16 protein-coding genes are annotated in these 15,838 nt (G+C 58.9%); 9 read left to right on the top strand and 7 right to left on the bottom strand.

The features are described 5' to 3' along the window. Positions 1 to 31: 31 nt before the first annotated feature. A complete protein-coding gene (locus tag ACP3TY_RS07880) occupies positions 32 to 541 on the bottom strand; it encodes a DUF1993 domain-containing protein (RefSeq protein WP_053121818.1) in 510 nt (169 codons plus the stop codon). A 126-nt stretch (positions 542 to 667) separates the two neighbouring features. Between ACP3TY_RS07880 and ACP3TY_RS07875 the strand changes: the two genes are divergently transcribed. Then, positions 668 to 1,315, top strand: coding sequence for a YceH family protein (locus tag ACP3TY_RS07875; protein ID WP_159815548.1), 648 nt, complete (start codon positions 668 to 670; stop codon positions 1,313 to 1,315). A gap of 133 nt (positions 1,316 to 1,448) precedes the next feature. On the opposite strand, the gene ACP3TY_RS07870 is transcribed toward ACP3TY_RS07875, so the two are convergent. Together ACP3TY_RS07870 and ACP3TY_RS07865 are read right to left on the bottom strand one after the other, a co-directional pair. Then, on the bottom strand, positions 1,449 to 1,967 hold the full coding sequence (locus ACP3TY_RS07870) for a cupin domain-containing protein (protein ID WP_426619661.1): 519 nt from the start codon (positions 1,965 to 1,967) through the stop codon (positions 1,449 to 1,451). 182 nt (positions 1,968 to 2,149) lie between these two features. Further along, entirely contained in the window at positions 2,150 to 2,968 is an 819-nt protein-coding gene (locus ACP3TY_RS07865) for a shikimate 5-dehydrogenase (protein WP_426619660.1), read from the bottom strand. A 257-nt stretch (positions 2,969 to 3,225) separates the two neighbouring features. On the opposite strand from ACP3TY_RS07865, the gene ACP3TY_RS07860 reads away from it, so the two are divergent. The 3 genes from ACP3TY_RS07860 (at position 3,226) to ACP3TY_RS07850 (ending at position 4,284) form a co-directional block, all read left to right on the top strand. Continuing rightward, positions 3,226 to 3,579 carry a hypothetical protein gene (locus ACP3TY_RS07860; RefSeq protein ID WP_426619659.1) on the top strand — a complete coding sequence of 118 codons (354 nt, stop codon included), beginning with the start codon at positions 3,226 to 3,228 and terminating at the stop codon, positions 3,577 to 3,579. 224 nt (positions 3,580 to 3,803) lie between these two features. Beyond that, positions 3,804 to 3,998 carry a hypothetical protein gene (locus ACP3TY_RS07855; protein WP_053121828.1) on the top strand — a complete coding sequence of 65 codons (195 nt, stop codon included), beginning with the start codon at positions 3,804 to 3,806 and terminating at the stop codon, positions 3,996 to 3,998. A 103-nt stretch (positions 3,999 to 4,101) separates the two neighbouring features. Continuing rightward, a complete protein-coding gene (locus tag ACP3TY_RS07850) occupies positions 4,102 to 4,284 on the top strand; it encodes a hypothetical protein (RefSeq protein WP_159815806.1) in 183 nt (60 codons plus the stop codon). On the opposite strand, the gene ACP3TY_RS07845 is transcribed toward ACP3TY_RS07850, so the two are convergent. Next, positions 4,281 to 5,342, bottom strand: a complete 1,062-nt coding sequence (locus ACP3TY_RS07845; RefSeq protein ID WP_159815807.1) for an AI-2E family transporter — start codon at positions 5,340 to 5,342, stop codon at positions 4,281 to 4,283. The two genes, ACP3TY_RS07850 and ACP3TY_RS07845, sit on opposite strands and share 4 nt — an antisense overlap. Before the next feature lie 193 nt (positions 5,343 to 5,535). Here ACP3TY_RS07845 and yegQ point away from each other — a divergent pair, with 193 nt between their 5' ends. Continuing rightward, positions 5,536 to 6,873, top strand: a complete 1,338-nt coding sequence (yegQ, locus tag ACP3TY_RS07840) for a tRNA 5-hydroxyuridine modification protein YegQ (RefSeq protein WP_426619658.1) — start codon at positions 5,536 to 5,538, stop codon at positions 6,871 to 6,873. A 367-nt stretch (positions 6,874 to 7,240) separates the two neighbouring features. Here the strand turns inward: yegQ and ACP3TY_RS07835 are convergent, their stop codons facing one another. Together ACP3TY_RS07835 and ACP3TY_RS07830 are read right to left on the bottom strand one after the other, a co-directional pair. Further along, a complete protein-coding gene (locus ACP3TY_RS07835; RefSeq protein ID WP_426619657.1) occupies positions 7,241 to 7,471 on the bottom strand; it encodes a hypothetical protein in 231 nt (76 codons plus the stop codon). A gap of 190 nt (positions 7,472 to 7,661) precedes the next feature. Then, positions 7,662 to 8,534, bottom strand: coding sequence for a LysR family transcriptional regulator (locus ACP3TY_RS07830; RefSeq protein ID WP_426619656.1), 873 nt, complete (start codon positions 8,532 to 8,534; stop codon positions 7,662 to 7,664). Positions 8,535 to 8,706: 172 nt separating this feature from the next. Between ACP3TY_RS07830 and ampC the strand changes: the two genes are divergently transcribed. The 3 genes from ampC to ACP3TY_RS07815 all read left to right on the top strand — a co-directional run bounded on the left by ampC (position 8,707) and on the right by ACP3TY_RS07815 (position 14,428). After that, the gene (gene ampC, locus ACP3TY_RS07825; protein WP_426620443.1) at positions 8,707 to 9,861 is read left to right on the top strand and encodes a class C beta-lactamase; all 1,155 of its coding nucleotides are present in this window, start codon (positions 8,707 to 8,709) and stop codon (positions 9,859 to 9,861) included. Positions 9,862 to 10,222: 361 nt separating this feature from the next. Beyond that, on the top strand, positions 10,223 to 10,846 hold the full coding sequence (locus ACP3TY_RS07820) for a response regulator (RefSeq protein ID WP_426619655.1): 624 nt from the start codon (positions 10,223 to 10,225) through the stop codon (positions 10,844 to 10,846). Between the two features lie 3 nt (positions 10,847 to 10,849). After that, the gene (locus ACP3TY_RS07815; protein ID WP_426619654.1) at positions 10,850 to 14,428 is read left to right on the top strand and encodes an ATP-binding protein; all 3,579 of its coding nucleotides are present in this window, start codon (positions 10,850 to 10,852) and stop codon (positions 14,426 to 14,428) included. Between the two features lie 115 nt (positions 14,429 to 14,543). On the opposite strand, the gene ACP3TY_RS07810 is transcribed toward ACP3TY_RS07815, so the two are convergent. Further along, positions 14,544 to 15,110: a DUF4174 domain-containing protein gene (locus tag ACP3TY_RS07810; RefSeq protein WP_426619653.1), complete on the bottom strand. Its 567-nt coding sequence runs from the start codon at positions 15,108 to 15,110 to the stop codon at positions 14,544 to 14,546. 208 nt (positions 15,111 to 15,318) lie between these two features. Between ACP3TY_RS07810 and ACP3TY_RS07805 the strand changes: the two genes are divergently transcribed. Continuing rightward, complete coding sequence (locus tag ACP3TY_RS07805; protein ID WP_426619652.1) at positions 15,319 to 15,789, top strand: GNAT family N-acetyltransferase; 471 nt, start codon at positions 15,319 to 15,321, stop codon at positions 15,787 to 15,789. Positions 15,790 to 15,838 lie beyond the last annotated feature (49 nt).

Here is a 15,838-nt window from a genome sequence, read left to right as displayed (position 1 = left end):
GAGCGGGTTAGGGTGAGGGGCTTCTGGCCGCTTAGAACGCGCCCATGTAATCGCGCTTGCCCACTTCCACACCGTTATGACGCAGCAGCGCATAAGTGGTGGTGACGTGGAAGAAGAACTGCGGCAGGCCGTAAGTCAGCAAGTACGACTGACCGCTGAAGCGCTTCTCTTTCGGCGTGCCCGGACGGGTCACAATTTCAATGCCTTCCTTGCCATCGATCTGTTCTGGCTTGATCTCGCCGATGAAGGCCAAGACCTTGGCGATCAGCGCTTGCAGCTCGGCGAAGGAAGTTTCAGTGTCGTCATATTTCGGCAGTTCGACTTCAGCCAGACGCGCGGAAACGCCTTTGGCGAAATCGACGGCGATCTGTACCTGACGGGTCAGCGGGAACATGTCCGGGAACAGACGCGCTTGCAGGAACGCGTTCGGGTCGATGTTTTTCTCGGTGGCGTGGGCTTCAGCCTTTTTCAGCACATCGCTCAGGGCGTTGAGCATTTGTTGAAAAACCGGGACAGATGCGGCGTACAGGGAAATGGTCATGGCAGTCTCGTGTGGTGGCTGGGTGGAACAAGGAGGCGATTATAGCCATGCTTTGATGACCACACGGCTTGCCTTTTGTTTGGCAAGGATTAGGCTAGGCGGCTTCGACTGCAGAGGGAACGCGCGATGACCACAGAACCAGAATCCACCTTCGACGAGCCACGGCTCAACGCCACGGAAATCCGCATCCTCGGCTCGTTGATCGAGAAACAGGCGACCAGCCCGGAAACCTATCCGCTGACCCTCAACGCGCTGGTCACGGCGTGTAACCAGAAAACCAGCCGCGAACCGGTGATGAACCTGACCCAGGGCCAGGTCGGCCAAAGCCTGCGCGCACTCGAAGGGCGCGGTTTCGCCAAACTGGTCATGGGCAGCCGCGCCGACCGCTGGGAGCACAAGGTCGACAAGGCGCTGGAACTGGTGCCAGCGCAGGTGATTCTCAGTGGTTTGATGTTTCTGCGCGGCCCGCAAACCGTCAACGAACTGCTGACCCGCAGCGGCCGCATGCACGATTTCGAAGATGCCGAGCAGGTGGTGCATCAGCTTGAGCGCCTGATCGCGCGCGGGTTGGCGGTGTTGATTCCACGTCAGGCCGGGCAGCGCGAGGATCGCTATACCCATGCGCTGGGCGATCCGGCGGATATCGAGGCGATTCTGGCGGCGCGGAGTAATCCGCAGGAGCGCGGTGCGAGTGGCGGTGTTTCGCTTGAGCGTATCGAAGAGCTGGAAGCACGCATTGCCGCGCTGGAAGAGCGCCTGGCCCGACTCGAATAACCAACATAAACCCCTTGTAGGAGTGAGCCTGCTCGCGATAGTGGTGTGTCAGTCACATTATCTTTGAATGACACACCGCTATCGCGAGCAGGCTCACTCCTACAGGGTTGTGCGTCAATTCAGGATCTGTGGGCTATTCGCCGTCCCAGTAATCCACGCCATCCGCCTGCCGCGCCACGGCGACGAAACCTGAGGCATTGCCCTCGGCATCGACCGTGAAGTTATCCATCACCGCGTATTTATTCGAATCCGGATACTCACAGATCTCCGGCTGCTGCTGGGTGCTCACCGCCAGATAACGCAATTCAGCCTGACTGGTATTGATGATCTGATGCGCCTTCTCCGGTCCACCCGGTGGACAGGCAATCACATCACCCTCGCGAATCGGAAAGCGCTTGGCACCAAGACGCACCTCGCCCTCCCCGGCCACCACGTAGAACATTTCCTCATTGACCCGATGGCTGTGAAACGGACTGCCGCGCATGCCGGGTGGCAAGGCGTAGAGGCGATAGCCGAGTTTCTGTGAGCCAAGCTGCTGACCGACCCGCGCCATGCGTTGCTGATAGCGGCCCGCGGTTTCGCCTTCAGGGGCGAGGGCTTCGGGCAAGGGTTCGAGTTCGACCTGATGCAGGTTGAGGATGGGCGGATGCATGGGGGCCTCGGTCATGGTTTCTATGTGTGTTTGCCAGGGAGAGAGGATCGCGTCGAATCTTTCGCGAGCAGGCTCGCTCCCACAGGGGACATCGGCGAATAAACAATCTGTGAATGGCAACAAATCAACTGTGGGAGCGAGCCTGCTCGCGAAGAGGCCCGCCCAGCCACTATCAAACCCGGTCAGCTACGCGCAAACGCCACCGCCGCCGCAAACTGCTCCTCATTCGGCCGCACCCCGGTGTACAGCACAAACTGCTCCAGGGCCTGAATCGCGATCACTTCCAACCCGGTTATCACCCGCTTACCCTCCGCGCGACCACGCACGATCAACGGCGTCTCCGACGGAATCGCCACCACATCAAACACCGTCTCTGCGGCTTTGATCACCTCAGCATCAAACGCCAGTTGCCCCGCCTCCGGTCCGCCGTCCATGCCCACCGGCGTCACATTGATCAGCATCTGTGGCCGTTCATCGCCCAATTCTGCCTGCCAGCGATAACCGAGCGAGTCCGCCAGCGCACGTCCGGCGCGTTCATTGCGGGCCACGATCAGACCGTTTTTGTATCCGCCATCGCGCAAGGCACTCGCCACCGCTTTGGCCATGCCGCCGCTGCCGCGCAGGGCGAATGTCGATTCTTTCGGCACGGCGTGGGTTTCCAGCAATTGCGCCACGGCGATGTAATCGGTGTTGTAAGCCTTGAGATGCCCGGCGGTGTTGACGATGGTGTTGATCGACTGGATCGCCGCCGCCGACGCATCCAGCTCATCGACCAGCGCAATGCAGGCTTCCTTGAACGGCATTGACACGCCGCAACCACGGATGCCCAAGGCACGAATGCCGCCGACAGCGCCGGTCAGATCCTGGCTGCTGAACGCCTTGTAATAGAAATTCAGGCCTAACTGCTCATACAAGTGGTTGTGAAACCGCAGACCGAAGTTGCCGGGGCGCCCGGACAGGGACATGCACAGTTGGGTGTCTTTGTTCGGGCTCATCTGCATGAAACTTCTCCTTCTAAACGCACTTTCGGATGGACGGGATTAGCCATTCCATCGGGTCTGTTCGATCATATCGACGTGTCTGCACAGGCTTCGCCACAAGGGTCGAATGCCCGGTAAAGAAACCGGTACAGACCTTACACAAAATTTACCTGGCGGCTGTGCTGAATTTCAGAATTTCGCTGTCTTAGAAGTATCCCCGTGACGTTCATGAGCCTATTGCAGGCCTGGACGACGGGTTGAAGAACCGAGGAATTATCATGATTCGTAAACTCCCCATAGTGGCCCTGTTGATCGGTGCTTTTGCTGTTACGGGGCAAGCGCAAGCCCACGGTGGCAATTACTGGCAAGGCCCTGTGGTGTTTGGCGCAATCGTTGGCTCGGCCATCATTGGCTCGGCGCTTATCAACCAGAACCGCCCGGTGTACGTGCAGCAAGCGCCGGTGTATGCCGCACCGCCTCCGGTGTATGTGCAACAACCGCCACCACCGGTTTACTACCAACCGGCGCCGGTTTATGTGCAACAACCGGTTTACGTGCCGGCCCCGGTGTATTACGGGCCACCACGCGGCTATTACGGTCGTCCGTATCCTCCGCATTACGGTCGCTGGTAAACCAGAGCCCCGCTATTCAAGCGGGGCTTTTTTTTGACCGTTTGTCGGCAATGGTCTGAAAAAATCTCGTCAAGGTCGCTGTGAGGACAGTTTCAAAGGCTAAAGTCGTCATGATCAATCAGGAATCGTTGAAGCTGAACACACAACGGTCATCTTTTTGTCATGACGGAACCGCAAGCTGAATCCGTCCGTAAACAACAGGTTGATAAAAACAAGGACGAGCCATGCCAACACAGAACCCCCACCGCATTGTCGGTTTATGCACCTCGGGCAAGGTGTACAACACCCTCACCGAACTCAAGCACCTGGAAGGTCACCGCTGCGCCAAGTTTCTCTCGTTACTGGCAGAGAATCTGGTGCACAAGGGCCTGCTCAACGAGCGCGAAGTCATGCACATGCTCGATCAAGTGGTGGACTGACGCCAAACCTCATTGGCGTCAATGACCACTATCGAAAACGTTGATTGTCCGTTAAACCGTCGAGTCCCTAAGGTAGCTCCACAGATTGATGGAGGTACTTCTAATGGCTCAGGTTCAAATCATGTCCGTTATCGGCAGCGCCGTTCCCGCCTCGCTCAGAGCGTCGGGTTTGCTTGCCTGCTGGTACCTGATGCGCAACGGCGAACCGATCAGCGGCCCGCTCGCTTCATTGCCAGCCGCCCAGGCGCAGGCAGAGAAAATCGCCAGCGCGCCGTTCCACGCTTAAGGCAGCTGAACTTTCGGCTTGGTCTCAATGAACAGCGCCCAGCTCGACATAAACAGCGCAGCGATCAACGGACCGATCACGAAACCATTGAGGCCAAACACGGCCAGACCGCCCAGGGTCGAGATCAGAATCATGTAATCGGGCATGCGTGTGTCCTTACCGACCAGAATCGGTCGTAACACGTTATCCACCAGACCGATCACAAACACCCCGAACAACCCCAGCACCACGCCTTGCCAGATCATCCCGCTGAGCAGGAAGTACACCGCCACTGGCGCCCAGACAATCCCCGCGCCCACCGCCGGCAACAGCGACAGAAACGCCATCAACACCGCCCATAGCAACGCGCTGGGGATATCGAGAAACCAGAAAATCGCCCCGCCCAACGCGCCCTGCGTGATCGCCACCACCAGGTTGCCCTTCACCGTCGCCCGCACCACGCGGTTGAATTTCAGCTGCAAGCGACGTTTGTGGTTTTCCTCCAGCGGCACGGCGATGCGCACTTTGCGCACCAGTTCGGCACCGTCACGCAGGAAAAAGAACAGCAAGTACAGCATGATGAAAAAACTCACCACGAACTCGAACGTGCCCTGGCCAAAACTGAAGGCCTGACTGGCCAGCACCTGGCTGCCCTGCATCGCCGCTTTGACGATTTTCTCGCGCAAACCGTTGAGCTCGCCCATGCCGAAGCGATCAAGCAAATGTTGAAAGTACGGCGGCAAACTGTGTTTGAACTGCGCCAGATACGCGGCGATGTCCAACTCGCCACTTTCGATGTTTTTGTAGACCGTCGCGCCTTCCTGTACCAGCAACACGCTGAGAATGATCACCGGCAAAATTGCGATCACCAGACAGATACTCAGCGTACACAGCGACGTGAAGTTGCGCTGCCAGCCGAATTTTGCCTGTATGCGGCGCTGCATCGGCGCAAACAAAATCCCGAGAATCACCGCCCAGAACACCGCGCCGTAGAACGGCAACAGAATCCAGATAAAGGCCACGGTGACCAACAGCAGCAGCACTGTCAGCGATTTGAATTGAAGACTTTTTGCGTTCATGTCCGGTCCATGTCAGTCAGGCGCCATGCACGCCCCGATGCTTAGTCAGCCGGCGCGCGCGCGAGTGCCATCTTTATTTATTGAGCATAGTTGCGGATTGCGCCTGAGTGCCGGCCGCGCAAACGTAGACGCAGATCAATAACCCGCACCGACATCTGCACTAACCTGCCGGGCTTTTGCGACCGACTCCACCATGACGCCTACCCTGCCCCTCGCCGCGCCCGAGTTGCTGGCTCCCGCCGGCACCCTGAAAAACATGCGTTACGCCTTCGCCTACGGCGCCGATGCGGTGTATGCCGGCCAGCCGCGTTACAGCCTGCGCGTGCGCAACAACGAATTCGATCACGCCAATCTGGCGCTGGGCATTCAAGAGGCGCAGGCGCAGGGCAAGCGCTTCTATGTGGTGGTCAACATCGCGCCGCACAACGCCAAACTGAAAACCTTCCTCAAGGATCTGGCGCCGGTGATCGAGATGGCGCCGGATGCGCTGATCATGTCCGACCCGGGGCTGATCATGCTGGTGCGTCGGCACTTCCCGCAGATGCCGATTCACCTGTCGGTGCAGGCCAACACGGTGAACTGGGCGAGTGTGGAGTTCTGGCAGCAACAGGGGCTAAGCCGGATCATTCTGTCGCGGGAATTGTCGCTGGAAGAGATCGGCGAGATTCGCGAGCAGGTGCCGGGCATGGAGCTGGAAGTGTTTGTCCACGGTGCGTTGTGCATGGCTTATTCCGGACGCTGTCTGTTATCGGGCTATATGAATAAGCGCGACGCCAATCAGGGTTCCTGCACCAACGCCTGCCGCTGGAAATACTCGGCGCAGCAAGCCACGGAAAATCAGCTCGGCGAGATCGTGCAGACCTTTGAGCCCGAGCCCACCCTTGGTATTGGCGCGCCTACCGATCAGGTATTTCTGTTGCAGGAGGCCAATCGCCCGGATGAGTTGATGCCGGCGTTCGAGGATGAGCACGGCACGTACATCATGAACGCCAAGGATCTGCGCGCGGTGCAGCATATCGAACGGCTGACGCGCATGGGCGTGCATTCGCTGAAGATCGAAGGTCGGACGAAGTCGCACTTCTATTGCGCGCGCACCACGCAGGTGTACCGACGGGCAATTGATGATGCGGTGGCCGGGCGCGAGTTTGATCGCAGCTTGATGACGGATCTGGAGTCACTGGCCCAACGCGGGTACACCGAGGGTTTTCTGCGCCGGCATGTGCATGACGAGTATCAGAATTATCTGCACGGCAGCTCGGTGTCGGAGCGCCAGCAGTTTGTCGGCGAATTGACCGGGGAGCGGCGTGATCGGCTGGCTGAGGTCAAGGTGAAGAACCGTTTTGCGGTCGGTGATCATCTGGAATTGATGACGCCCAAGGGCAACTTTCACTTTGATCTGCATGAGTTGCACAATGCTCAGGGCGGCGCGATCGAGGTGGCGCCGGGGGATGGGCACACGGTGTATTTGCCGATTCCGGATGCGGTGGATTTGCGCTTTGGGCTGTTGATGCGGGATTTGGCGGTGGCCTGAAAGCCCTGTAAACGCCCCCTTGTAGGAGCTGCCGAAGGCTGCGATCTTTTGATCTTTTTTACGGGCAACGTCAAAAGATCGCAGCCTTCGGCAGCTCCTACGGAGATCAAAAGCCTAAGTGAATTCCTCCCGCAACATCGCCACAAACGCCTCTCGCGCCGGGTGTACTGCTCACGTATCTGGCGTGGGTGGGGTTAGGTGAGCGGCAGGAGTGATGGTGCGGACTGCTGGGTTTGATCGTTGATGGATGTTGGGGCTGATGCCGCCTTCCCGAGCAAGCTCGGCTCCTACAAGTCAGTGGTGACGCCACTGTTCATTGTGGGAGCAAAGCTTGCTGGCGATGGGGCCGGGACAAACACCCCATCAGTTAACGTCGATCATCCGACAACGGCGTTGGCTCATCCGCTTGCGGCACATCGTCGTCGGCAGCCGGATCCTTCCAGTCGTCAGGCCGGTCGCCATCGCTCAGCGGATCGCGCCCTGGTGGCATGCCCATCGGTGAATCATGATCTCCCAGTGTCGGCTCATCGGTACCGGGCACTGGTTGGGTTGGATCGGTTGGAAGTACACCACCCTGAAACAGCAGATCGTTAGCCATGACACACCTCACCAAGGAGGCCCGGAAAGCCCGGGTCGTACACGTTGGAAACGGTGGCGCACGACGGGTGCTATCGAACAGACCAACGGCGCAAACCATGACCTGTAGGAGCAAAGCTTGCTCGCGAAAGCGTCCTGGCAGACGACATCATGGTTGAATCCGCTGCCGTCTTCGCGAGCAAGCTTTGCTCCTACAAGGAAGCGTTCTGCAGCCATGATTTGAAGGCTTCCATCGCCGCCGTTTCCGGGCGTGATTGCAATCGTGTCAGCCAATAACTGCCGGTGGTGATTTCAATCGCGAACGGCTGACAAATCGCCTCCGCCGCCAGTTGCCGGGCGAACATCAGCGGTGGCGCCAATGCCACTCCACTCCCCTGCAACGCCGCTTCCATCATCGCCAGCGACGAGTCGAACACGATGCTCTGCGGCGGTGCTGCGTGGGTGGCCATGCCCGCCGCGTGAAACCATTCCGGCCATTCATCGGTGCGATAGGAACGCAACAATGTCTGCTGCAACAAATCCGCAGGCGCGTGCAATTGCCGGGCGATTTCCGGCACGCACAACACCGACAGCGGCGCGTCGAGCAAGCGTGTCGCCTCGATGCCATGCCACGCTCCCGCGCCAAACCGGATCGCGTAATCCAGCCCTTCCGCCGCGACATCGACACGGTTGTTGTTAGTCGACAGCCGTAAATCTATAAGCGGATGTTTCGCCCGGAAGTCCGCCAGCCTCGGCAACAACCAGCCCACGGCGAACGTGCCGACCGCGCCCACGGTCAACATTTCGCGATAATGTCCGTCGGCGAGGCGTTCGAGAATTTGTGCTATGTGATCAAACGATGTGCTCAAGACCGGCAACAGCGTTTCGCCCTCGCCGGTCAGCATCAGCCCACGGGGCAGGCGTTTGAACAGGGTTACGTTGAGTTGCGCCTCAAGGCTTTTGACCTGATGGCTGACGGCAGCCTGGGTCACGCACAACTCCACCGCCGCGCGAGTGAAGCTCAGATGGCGCGCTGAAGCTTCGAATGCGCGCAGTGCGTTCAGCGGCAATTGCGGTCGAATCATGCCCAGTCCCAAATTTTTCTAATGGCTCATGCGAGATTTCATCGTTTGTCGATTGGCGCCGGACTGCCTAAATTGGCCGCGCTGATCAGCCGCCCGAACGGGAAATCGTCCGCAGTGTAGCGGGATAGAATAATCAACACTCATGGAGAGTGGTTCACTTATGCGTTCAATCATGCCGAGCAAACTCTTTTCCTACAGCGCTTTTGGACTTTGCTTCGGCGCGGCTGCCTGTTCGGCTGCTGCGCCAACCGATGCACAACTGCAAGCCTTGGTCAGCGCTGCCGTTACGCCGGTGATGCAGCAGCAGAACATTCCAGGCCTGGCCATCGCCCTGACTGTTAATGGCCAAGCGCATTACTTTAACTACGGCGTCGCCAACAAGGACAGCGGGCTGAAGGTCAGCGAAAACACCCTGTTTGAAATCGGTTCGGTGAGCAAAACCTTCACTGCGACGCTGGCCGGTTATGCGCAGGCGACGGGCAAACTGGATCTGTCGAGCAAGGCCAGCTCGCTGTGGCCTGAGCTGCACGGCAGCGCTTTCGACAACATCAGCGTGCTGCAACTGGGTACTTACAGCGCGGGTGGTCTGCCGTTGCAGTTCCCCGCTGAAGCCGATTCGGCGGACAAGATGCTCGGCTATTACCAGCAATGGAAACCGCTGTATCCACCGGGCAGCCATCGCCTGTATTCCAATCCAAGTCTGGGGCTATTTGGTTATCTGACGGCGAAGAGCCTCGGTCAGCCGTTTGATCAGGCGATGACCCAAACCCTGCTGCCAAAACTCGGTTTACAGCACACATTCCTCAGCGTGCCCGAGTCCGAAGCCAACCTCTACGCCCAAGGCTACAACAGCGCAGACCAACCGGTGCGTGTTGGCCCCGGCGCCTTGGACGCTGAAGCCTACGGCATCAAAACCAGCGCCGCCGACCTGCTGCGGTACGTCGAAGCGAACCTGAAACCGGCCAGCCTGAAACAGCCGCTGCAACAAGCCGTCGCCGCCACGCACACCGGTTACTACACCGTCGGTGACATGACCCAAGGTCTGGGTTGGGAGCGTTACGCCTATCCGATCAGTCTGGAAAAACTGCAAAACGGCAATTCGAACCCGATGGCGTTGCAGGCGCGCAAAGTGCACTGGCTGACCCCGGCGCAACCCGAGCCGCAGAACGTGCTGTACAACAAAACCGGCGCAACCGGAGGCTTCGGCGCGTACGTGGCGTTCGTGCCATCGAAGGATGTCGGCATTGTGATCCTCGCGAACAAAAACTACCCGAATGCGGAACGGGTGAAGATTGCGCATACGATCCTGAGTGCAATTACTCAATAAAGGCAGACATCAAACCTGTGGTAGTCCCTTTAGTGACACTAATCCCTAGTGACACTGATCCCCTGTGAAACTAATCCCTGTGGTGAGGGGATTTATCCCCGATGGGCTGCGCAGCGGCCCCAAAAGAGAACCCTGTTTTTTCTGACTCATCGGGGCGTCCGGTTTTGGGAGTGCTTCGCACTCCATCGGGGATGAATCCCCTCACCACAAAGGCTGGGGTAGCCATTGTCATTCGTGCAGTCCTCTTTCCTTGCATCCCCCCTCAAACCAAGTAGCATCGCGCTCTTTTTTCGCGGTCGCGCCCGCGCCGTGCTCTTCCCGGCGTGCGGGCTATGCTGAAACCGGGCTTGAGGACTGATCGATGAAAGTGCTGCTGGTCGATGATCACGCTGTGGTGCGCATGGCAATCGCGATGATTCTCGCGCGCGAGGGCCATGTCGTGGTGGCTGAATGCGACAACGGCGTCGATGCCTTGAGCAAGGCATTCGAGCTGCAGCCCGATGCGATTGTGCTGGATCTGGACATTCCGCAACTCGACGGCATGGCGGTGATCGACCGTTTGCGCATCGGCGGCAGTACGGCGCACGTGCTGGTACACACCGGTTTGAAAAGTCTGGCCTACGCCACGCAATGCCTGCGCGCCGGGGCGGCGGGTTATCTGTCGAAGGGCGATGATCCGAGGGAGATTCTCACCGCACTGAAAGCCGTGGCCAATGGCGAACGCTGGTTTCCGCCGGGGACGCTCGACTCGGTTAATCACAGTGAATACACCCAGGACGACGCCAAGCGCATCGACACCATCACCCGCCGCGAGCTCAAAGTCTTGCACGGTCTGGCGCAGGGCAAGACCAACATGCAGATCGCCAACGACATGCTGCTGAGCAACAAAACCATCAGCACCTACAAGACCCGCCTGATGCAAAAACTCGACACCCACACGCTGCTTGATCTGGTCGAGTTCGCCAAACGCAATCATCTGGTCTGAGCGATGAACCGGTTCAGACAACTGCTCGCTGTTTTCTGCCTCGGCTGGCTGGCACTCAATGCCCAGGCCGACACGCTGAGCCTGCTCAGCCGCGCGACCAGCAATCAACAAACCCTGCCCCTGAGCAGCACGCAACGGCATTTTTTGACGCAAAAAGCCGTGTTGCGCGCCGGGGTCTATTTGCCGGATCGGCCGCCGCTCGACATCACCGCCGACGGTGGTGAATACCAAGGCCTGTCCGCCGATTACCTCGACATCATCGCTCGCACTCTGGGCCTGCGGGTGCAGATCGAACGGTTTGCCAATCAGGCCGAAGCGCTTGCCGCCCTGCAACGTGGCGACGTCGATGTGGTGCCACGCATCAATCATCTGGAAAACCAGTACAGCGAACTGCGCATGAGTGCGGCGTATGCGTACGATCAAGCGGTGCTGGTCAGCCGTTTCGGCACCCACTGGGCGAACAATCAGCTGCCCAAGGACACCACCGTTCTCTTCGACTCAGACTGGATGATTCCGGGTCGCGTCGCCGCGCTGTTTCCCGATCATCCCCGTGAGGCGGTCGAGTCGACACCCTACGGCCTCGGCCTGGTGGCTTATGGCGAAAACAAGGTGCTGCTGACCGACGCGATATCCGCGCAATACCTGCTCGAACGCAGTTACCAGCAGAGCCTCAAACAGACCATTCAGCGCGATTCCGAAGGCTTGGGTTTCAGTTTCGCCATGCAGCGCGAAGACGCGCAGTTGCTCAACCTGTTCAACAACGTTCTGGCAAAAATCTCCCCGGCGGAACGTGCGCAAATCGCCCGGCGCTGGGGCATCGGTTCCAACCCGAAACTCGGTTACGGCCGTCTGCAACTGACGCCGGTCGAACAGCAGTGGATCAAGGACCATCCAATTGTCGAGGTGCTGGCCAACGACATGTATTCGCCGTTCAGCTTCTTCGATACCGAAGGCGAAATGCGCGGCATGTCCGCCGATTTGCTCGAGCTGATCAACGACCGCACGGGCCTCGCGTTTCAGCCAAAGAAAATCACTTCGATGGACGCCATGACCCGTCGTGCGCAACGCGATCCACCCAGCCTGATCGCGGCGCTGACTTACAGCGAGCGCCGGCACAAGGATCTGAAGTTCTCCCGCGCCTACGTGGTCAATCCGTTTGTACTGGTTACACGGGTCAAGCCCAACCGCGAGGGCATGAGCGGGCTGAAAGGCCGGCCCGTGGCGATCATCAAGGGCTCCGAAGCCGCGCATTGGCTGGCGCGGGAATGGCCGGAGTTGCGCGCGGTTGAAGTCGATACGTCGATCGAGACTTACGAACTGCTCGCCGAAGGACAGGTCGAGGGCGTGATTCAGCCGCAGATGGGCGCGGCCTATCTGATTGATCGCTACTTTCGTGGACGCCTGCAAATCGACTCGGTGCTCGGCACCCAACCGGCGCTGATCACCTTCGCCACCGGCAAACACAACGCCACGCTGATTTCGATCCTCGACAAAGCCATGCTCGACATCGCCCCCGGCGAGTTCAGTGACCTGGCCAATCGCTGGCAAAACCCGCAGAACGGCGAGGACGGCTGGAGCACTTACAAGCGCTGGATTCTGCGTGCGGCGATGGTTTTGGTGGCCGTTTTGCTCGGTTTTATCGCGTGGAACCTCGGCCTGCGCCGGCAAATCGCCGAGCGTCTCAAAGCGCAAAAAGCCTTGAGCGATCAGTTGCTGTTTATGAAGGCGCTGGTCGATGGCACGCCGCACCCGATTTACGTGCGCGACCGCAAAGGCCTGCTGCTCACTTGCAACCGCGCTTATTTGCAGGTGATGGGCGTGGAGCTTGAGCAGGTGCTGCACAAAGGCCTGATCGAGGCCAACGTGCTGCCGCTGGATAACGCCCACAACTACAAACGCATCCACCGCGCCACCCTGGAAAGCGGCGAGCCGTCGTTCGACAATTTCCCGCTTTCGGTCAAGGGCCACACCTTCCACATCTACCACTGGGCCCTGCCCTACCGCGACTCCGACGGCAAAATGACCGGTGTGATCGGCGGCTGGATCGACCTGACCGAACAACAGCATCTGCAACACGCCTTGCTCGCCGCCAAACATCAAGCCGAAGCGGCGAATCGGGGCAAGAGCCATTTTCTGGCGGTGATGAGCCACGAGATCCGCACGCCGATGAGCGCGCTGATCGGCGTGCTCGAACTGTTGCGCAATCGTCATCCTGAGCGCACCGGCGATGGCGAGTTGATCGACATCGCGCAGAAGTCCGCCGGCGGCATGATGGAATTGATCGGCGAGATTCTCGACCTGACCAAACTTGAAGCCGGCCAGTTCGAATTGCGCAGCAGCCGCTGCTATCCCGAGCGTCTGGCGCGCACCGTGGTGAAGGCGTTCGCCAGCCTCGCGCAGCAGAAAAACATCGAACTGACCTTGATCACCGACGATGCCGATCAAGCGGTGGAACTGGATTCGCTGCGCTTTCGGCAGATTCTTTCCAACCTGCTGAGCAACGCGATCAAGTTCACCGCCCAAGGCACGGTCAGCGTTGAGCTGAGCCTGCTGACTCACGGCGATCTGGTGCAATTGCGCCTGGCGGTGCGCGACAGTGGCATCGGCATGGACGAGCAACAGCGCCAGCGCCTGTTTCAGCCGTACACCCAATTCGCTGTCGGCCAGAGCGAAACACAGATTGGCACGGGGCTGGGGTTGTCGATCTGTCAGCAATTGACCGAGTTGATGGGTGGGCAACTGTCCTGCGAAAGCGAGCCGGGGCTCGGCTCGTGCTTTACCCTCAACCTGAGCACCCGCTTGCACACCGAGACACAAACCCTGCCGACGATGGCGGCTGAAGATCTGCCACCGCTGCCGTCGCGGCATGTGCTGATTGTCGAGGATCACGAATTCAATCGGGTGGTGTTGCAGCGGCAACTGGAATCGCTGGGGATGCGCGTGGCCTGCGCCGAAAACGGTCTCGAAGGGTTGCGCCTGTGGAGCGAAGAATCTTTCGATTATCTGATCACCGACTGCAATATGCCGCTGCTCAATGGCGACAAAATGACCCGCCAGTTGCGCGCCATCGAAGCCGCCGAGGGGCGCACGCCGACCCATGTACTGGGGCTGACCGCCAATGCGCAGCCTGAGGAAACCCGCCGCTGTCTCGAAGCGGGCATGAACGCCTGCCTGTTCAAACCGCTGACACGCAGTGCGCTGGAGCGTTATCTGCGTGAATCCGAACGTGAACGTCAGGCCAGTGCGGCGTGTTTTGATCCGTCCAAGGTCAGCGACATTACCGCTGGCGATCCGGGGCTGACCCGGCAATTGCTGGAGACGGTGTTACGCACCAATCAGCAGGATTTCGAGGCGATGGAAGCACTGTTTGCGGCGGGGGATTTTGAAGGCATGGCGCGGCGTTGCCACAAGATTCTCGGGAGCGCGCGGATTATTCATGCGACGCCGTTGATTGCGGCGTGTGAGCAACTGGAGGTGGCGTGCAAGTCGAGCACGACTCAGCAGGAGGCGCATCGATTGTACGAGGGGTTTGTGCAAGAGATGAAGCGATTGCAAACGGCATTGCAAGAACATGCAGCTTAAAACTGTAGGAGTGAGCCTGCTCGCGATAGCGGTGTATCAGTCAACACATGTATCAACTGACATGCCGCTATCGCGAGCAGGCTCACTCCTACAGGGGGATTTGCGTTGACTTCAGTTAGTCATCCGGCATTTCCGGTGGCTTGGTGGGTTTTGCAGGTTTGGTTGGTTTGGTGCCTTTTGCGCCTTTTGCGGCCGGTTCTGCGGCTGCCGGTGTGGTTGCAACGGACGGTGGCGTGATGTCTTTCTCGGTCGCTGGCAAGGCATCAATGGTGTCGAAGATTTTCTTCAAATCCACCGCTTTCGCTTCATCCCCCGACGCCGACAGTTTGGTCTCGCCGTCCTTGCCCACCAGGAACACTTTCGGATACGCGCCGGCACCCAGCTTCAGCGAGCGCAGCAGCGCCATGGTGTCCTGCTGGCCGAGGTCTTTGCCGTCGAGTTGGCCGGACATGTTGAGGATGGTGTAAACCTTGATGTTGCGATCGGCGACGCCTTTTTTGTTGGCGGGATCGTCGAGCGACTTTTTCAGGCCGACCCACACGGGGTCAACGGTGCTTTGTGCGATCACGATCAGCGGTCGGGCGCGGCCCATGTCGCCGGCAATCGGCGAATCGTTGTCAGCGGCGAACAGAGGGCCGGCAATCGCCAGCAAGAGTGTCAGGGTCAGTGACCTGATGAGCATGCGCATCTCCTTTTAATATCCACGCTCTAATGATTGCGCATCGTGGCGATTGTTCCGGGGCTATCTGGCAAATAGGTGTCGCCTTGTCAGAAGCTTAGGTCAGGGCCGACATTGCGCAACATCACAGACACGATCGCAAGGCAGATTTGATTACCTTTTATGACCGCATTAGGGTGGTGGATCAACCACCGAAATGGAGTTCACCCGCATGCACATTGATTACCTGTGCGATCACCCCGAATTGATTGAAGAACTGGCCACGCTCAACTTCCAGGAGTGGGGCGAGTTTCGCCCGGGCCAGAATGTCCAGGATCGTATCGAGCATATGCGTGAATCCTGCGGCAAAGGCGCGGTTCCCAGCGTTGTGGTGGCGCTTGAAGGTTCGCGCTTGCTCGGCGGCGCGCTGCTGATCGAAAACGATCTGAAGCTGCGCCCGAACCTGACGCCCTGGTTGGCCGGGGTTTATGTGAAAGCTGAAGAACGCGGGCGCGGGATCGCTTCGCAACTGGTTAACCGTGTGGTTGCAGAAGCGGCGGCGCTGGGGGTGCGGGAGTTGTACTTGTACACCGATGCGGCGCAATCGCTGTATGCACGGTTGGGATGGGAGGTGATTGAGGAAATGGTGTACGAGGAATTGCCGGTGACGGTGATGAAATACACCATTCAAAACCCGTCATAAAAACCTGTAGGAGCTGCCGAAGGCTGCGATCTTTTGATCTTTTTTAGGA

Origin of the sequence: Pseudomonas rustica (genome assembly GCF_049959085.1) — a bacterium.
GTDB lineage: Bacteria > Pseudomonadota > Gammaproteobacteria > Pseudomonadales > Pseudomonadaceae > Aquipseudomonas > Aquipseudomonas rustica.
The sequence above is the reverse complement of the archived record's forward strand: the minus strand, read 5'-3'. Positions and strand labels throughout refer to the sequence as shown.

What these genes read in the sequence shown, in the direction of transcription:
- ACP3TY_RS07850 (WP_159815806.1), top strand. Translation starts at nt 4,102, where the DNA reads ATGGCTCAGGTTCAAATCATGTCCGTTATCGGCAGCGCCGTTCCCGCC.
- ACP3TY_RS07820 (WP_426619655.1), top strand. Translation starts at nt 10,223, where the DNA reads ATGAAAGTGCTGCTGGTCGATGATCACGCTGTGGTGCGCATGGCAATC.
- ampC (WP_426620443.1), top strand. Translation starts at nt 8,707, where the DNA reads ATGCCGAGCAAACTCTTTTCCTACAGCGCTTTTGGACTTTGCTTCGGC.
- ACP3TY_RS07855 (WP_053121828.1), top strand. Translation starts at nt 3,804, where the DNA reads ATGCCAACACAGAACCCCCACCGCATTGTCGGTTTATGCACCTCGGGC.
- ACP3TY_RS07865 (WP_426619660.1), bottom strand. Translation starts at nt 2,968, where the DNA reads ATGCAGATGAGCCCGAACAAAGACACCCAACTGTGCATGTCCCTGTCC.
- ACP3TY_RS07880 (WP_053121818.1), bottom strand. Translation starts at nt 541, where the DNA reads ATGACCATTTCCCTGTACGCCGCATCTGTCCCGGTTTTTCAACAAATG.
- ACP3TY_RS07805 (WP_426619652.1), top strand. Translation starts at nt 15,319, where the DNA reads ATGCACATTGATTACCTGTGCGATCACCCCGAATTGATTGAAGAACTG.
- ACP3TY_RS07870 (WP_426619661.1), bottom strand. Translation starts at nt 1,967, where the DNA reads ATGCATCCGCCCATCCTCAACCTGCATCAGGTCGAACTCGAACCCTTG.
- yegQ (WP_426619658.1), top strand. Translation starts at nt 5,536, where the DNA reads ATGACGCCTACCCTGCCCCTCGCCGCGCCCGAGTTGCTGGCTCCCGCC.
- ACP3TY_RS07845 (WP_159815807.1), bottom strand. Translation starts at nt 5,342, where the DNA reads ATGAACGCAAAAAGTCTTCAATTCAAATCGCTGACAGTGCTGCTGCTG.
- ACP3TY_RS07835 (WP_426619657.1), bottom strand. Translation starts at nt 7,471, where the DNA reads ATGGCTAACGATCTGCTGTTTCAGGGTGGTGTACTTCCAACCGATCCA.
- ACP3TY_RS07875 (WP_159815548.1), top strand. Translation starts at nt 668, where the DNA reads ATGACCACAGAACCAGAATCCACCTTCGACGAGCCACGGCTCAACGCC.
- ACP3TY_RS07810 (WP_426619653.1), bottom strand. Translation starts at nt 15,110, where the DNA reads ATGCTCATCAGGTCACTGACCCTGACACTCTTGCTGGCGATTGCCGGC.
- ACP3TY_RS07830 (WP_426619656.1), bottom strand. Translation starts at nt 8,534, where the DNA reads ATGATTCGACCGCAATTGCCGCTGAACGCACTGCGCGCATTCGAAGCT.
- ACP3TY_RS07815 (WP_426619654.1), top strand. Translation starts at nt 10,850, where the DNA reads ATGAACCGGTTCAGACAACTGCTCGCTGTTTTCTGCCTCGGCTGGCTG.
- ACP3TY_RS07860 (WP_426619659.1), top strand. Translation starts at nt 3,226, where the DNA reads ATGATTCGTAAACTCCCCATAGTGGCCCTGTTGATCGGTGCTTTTGCT.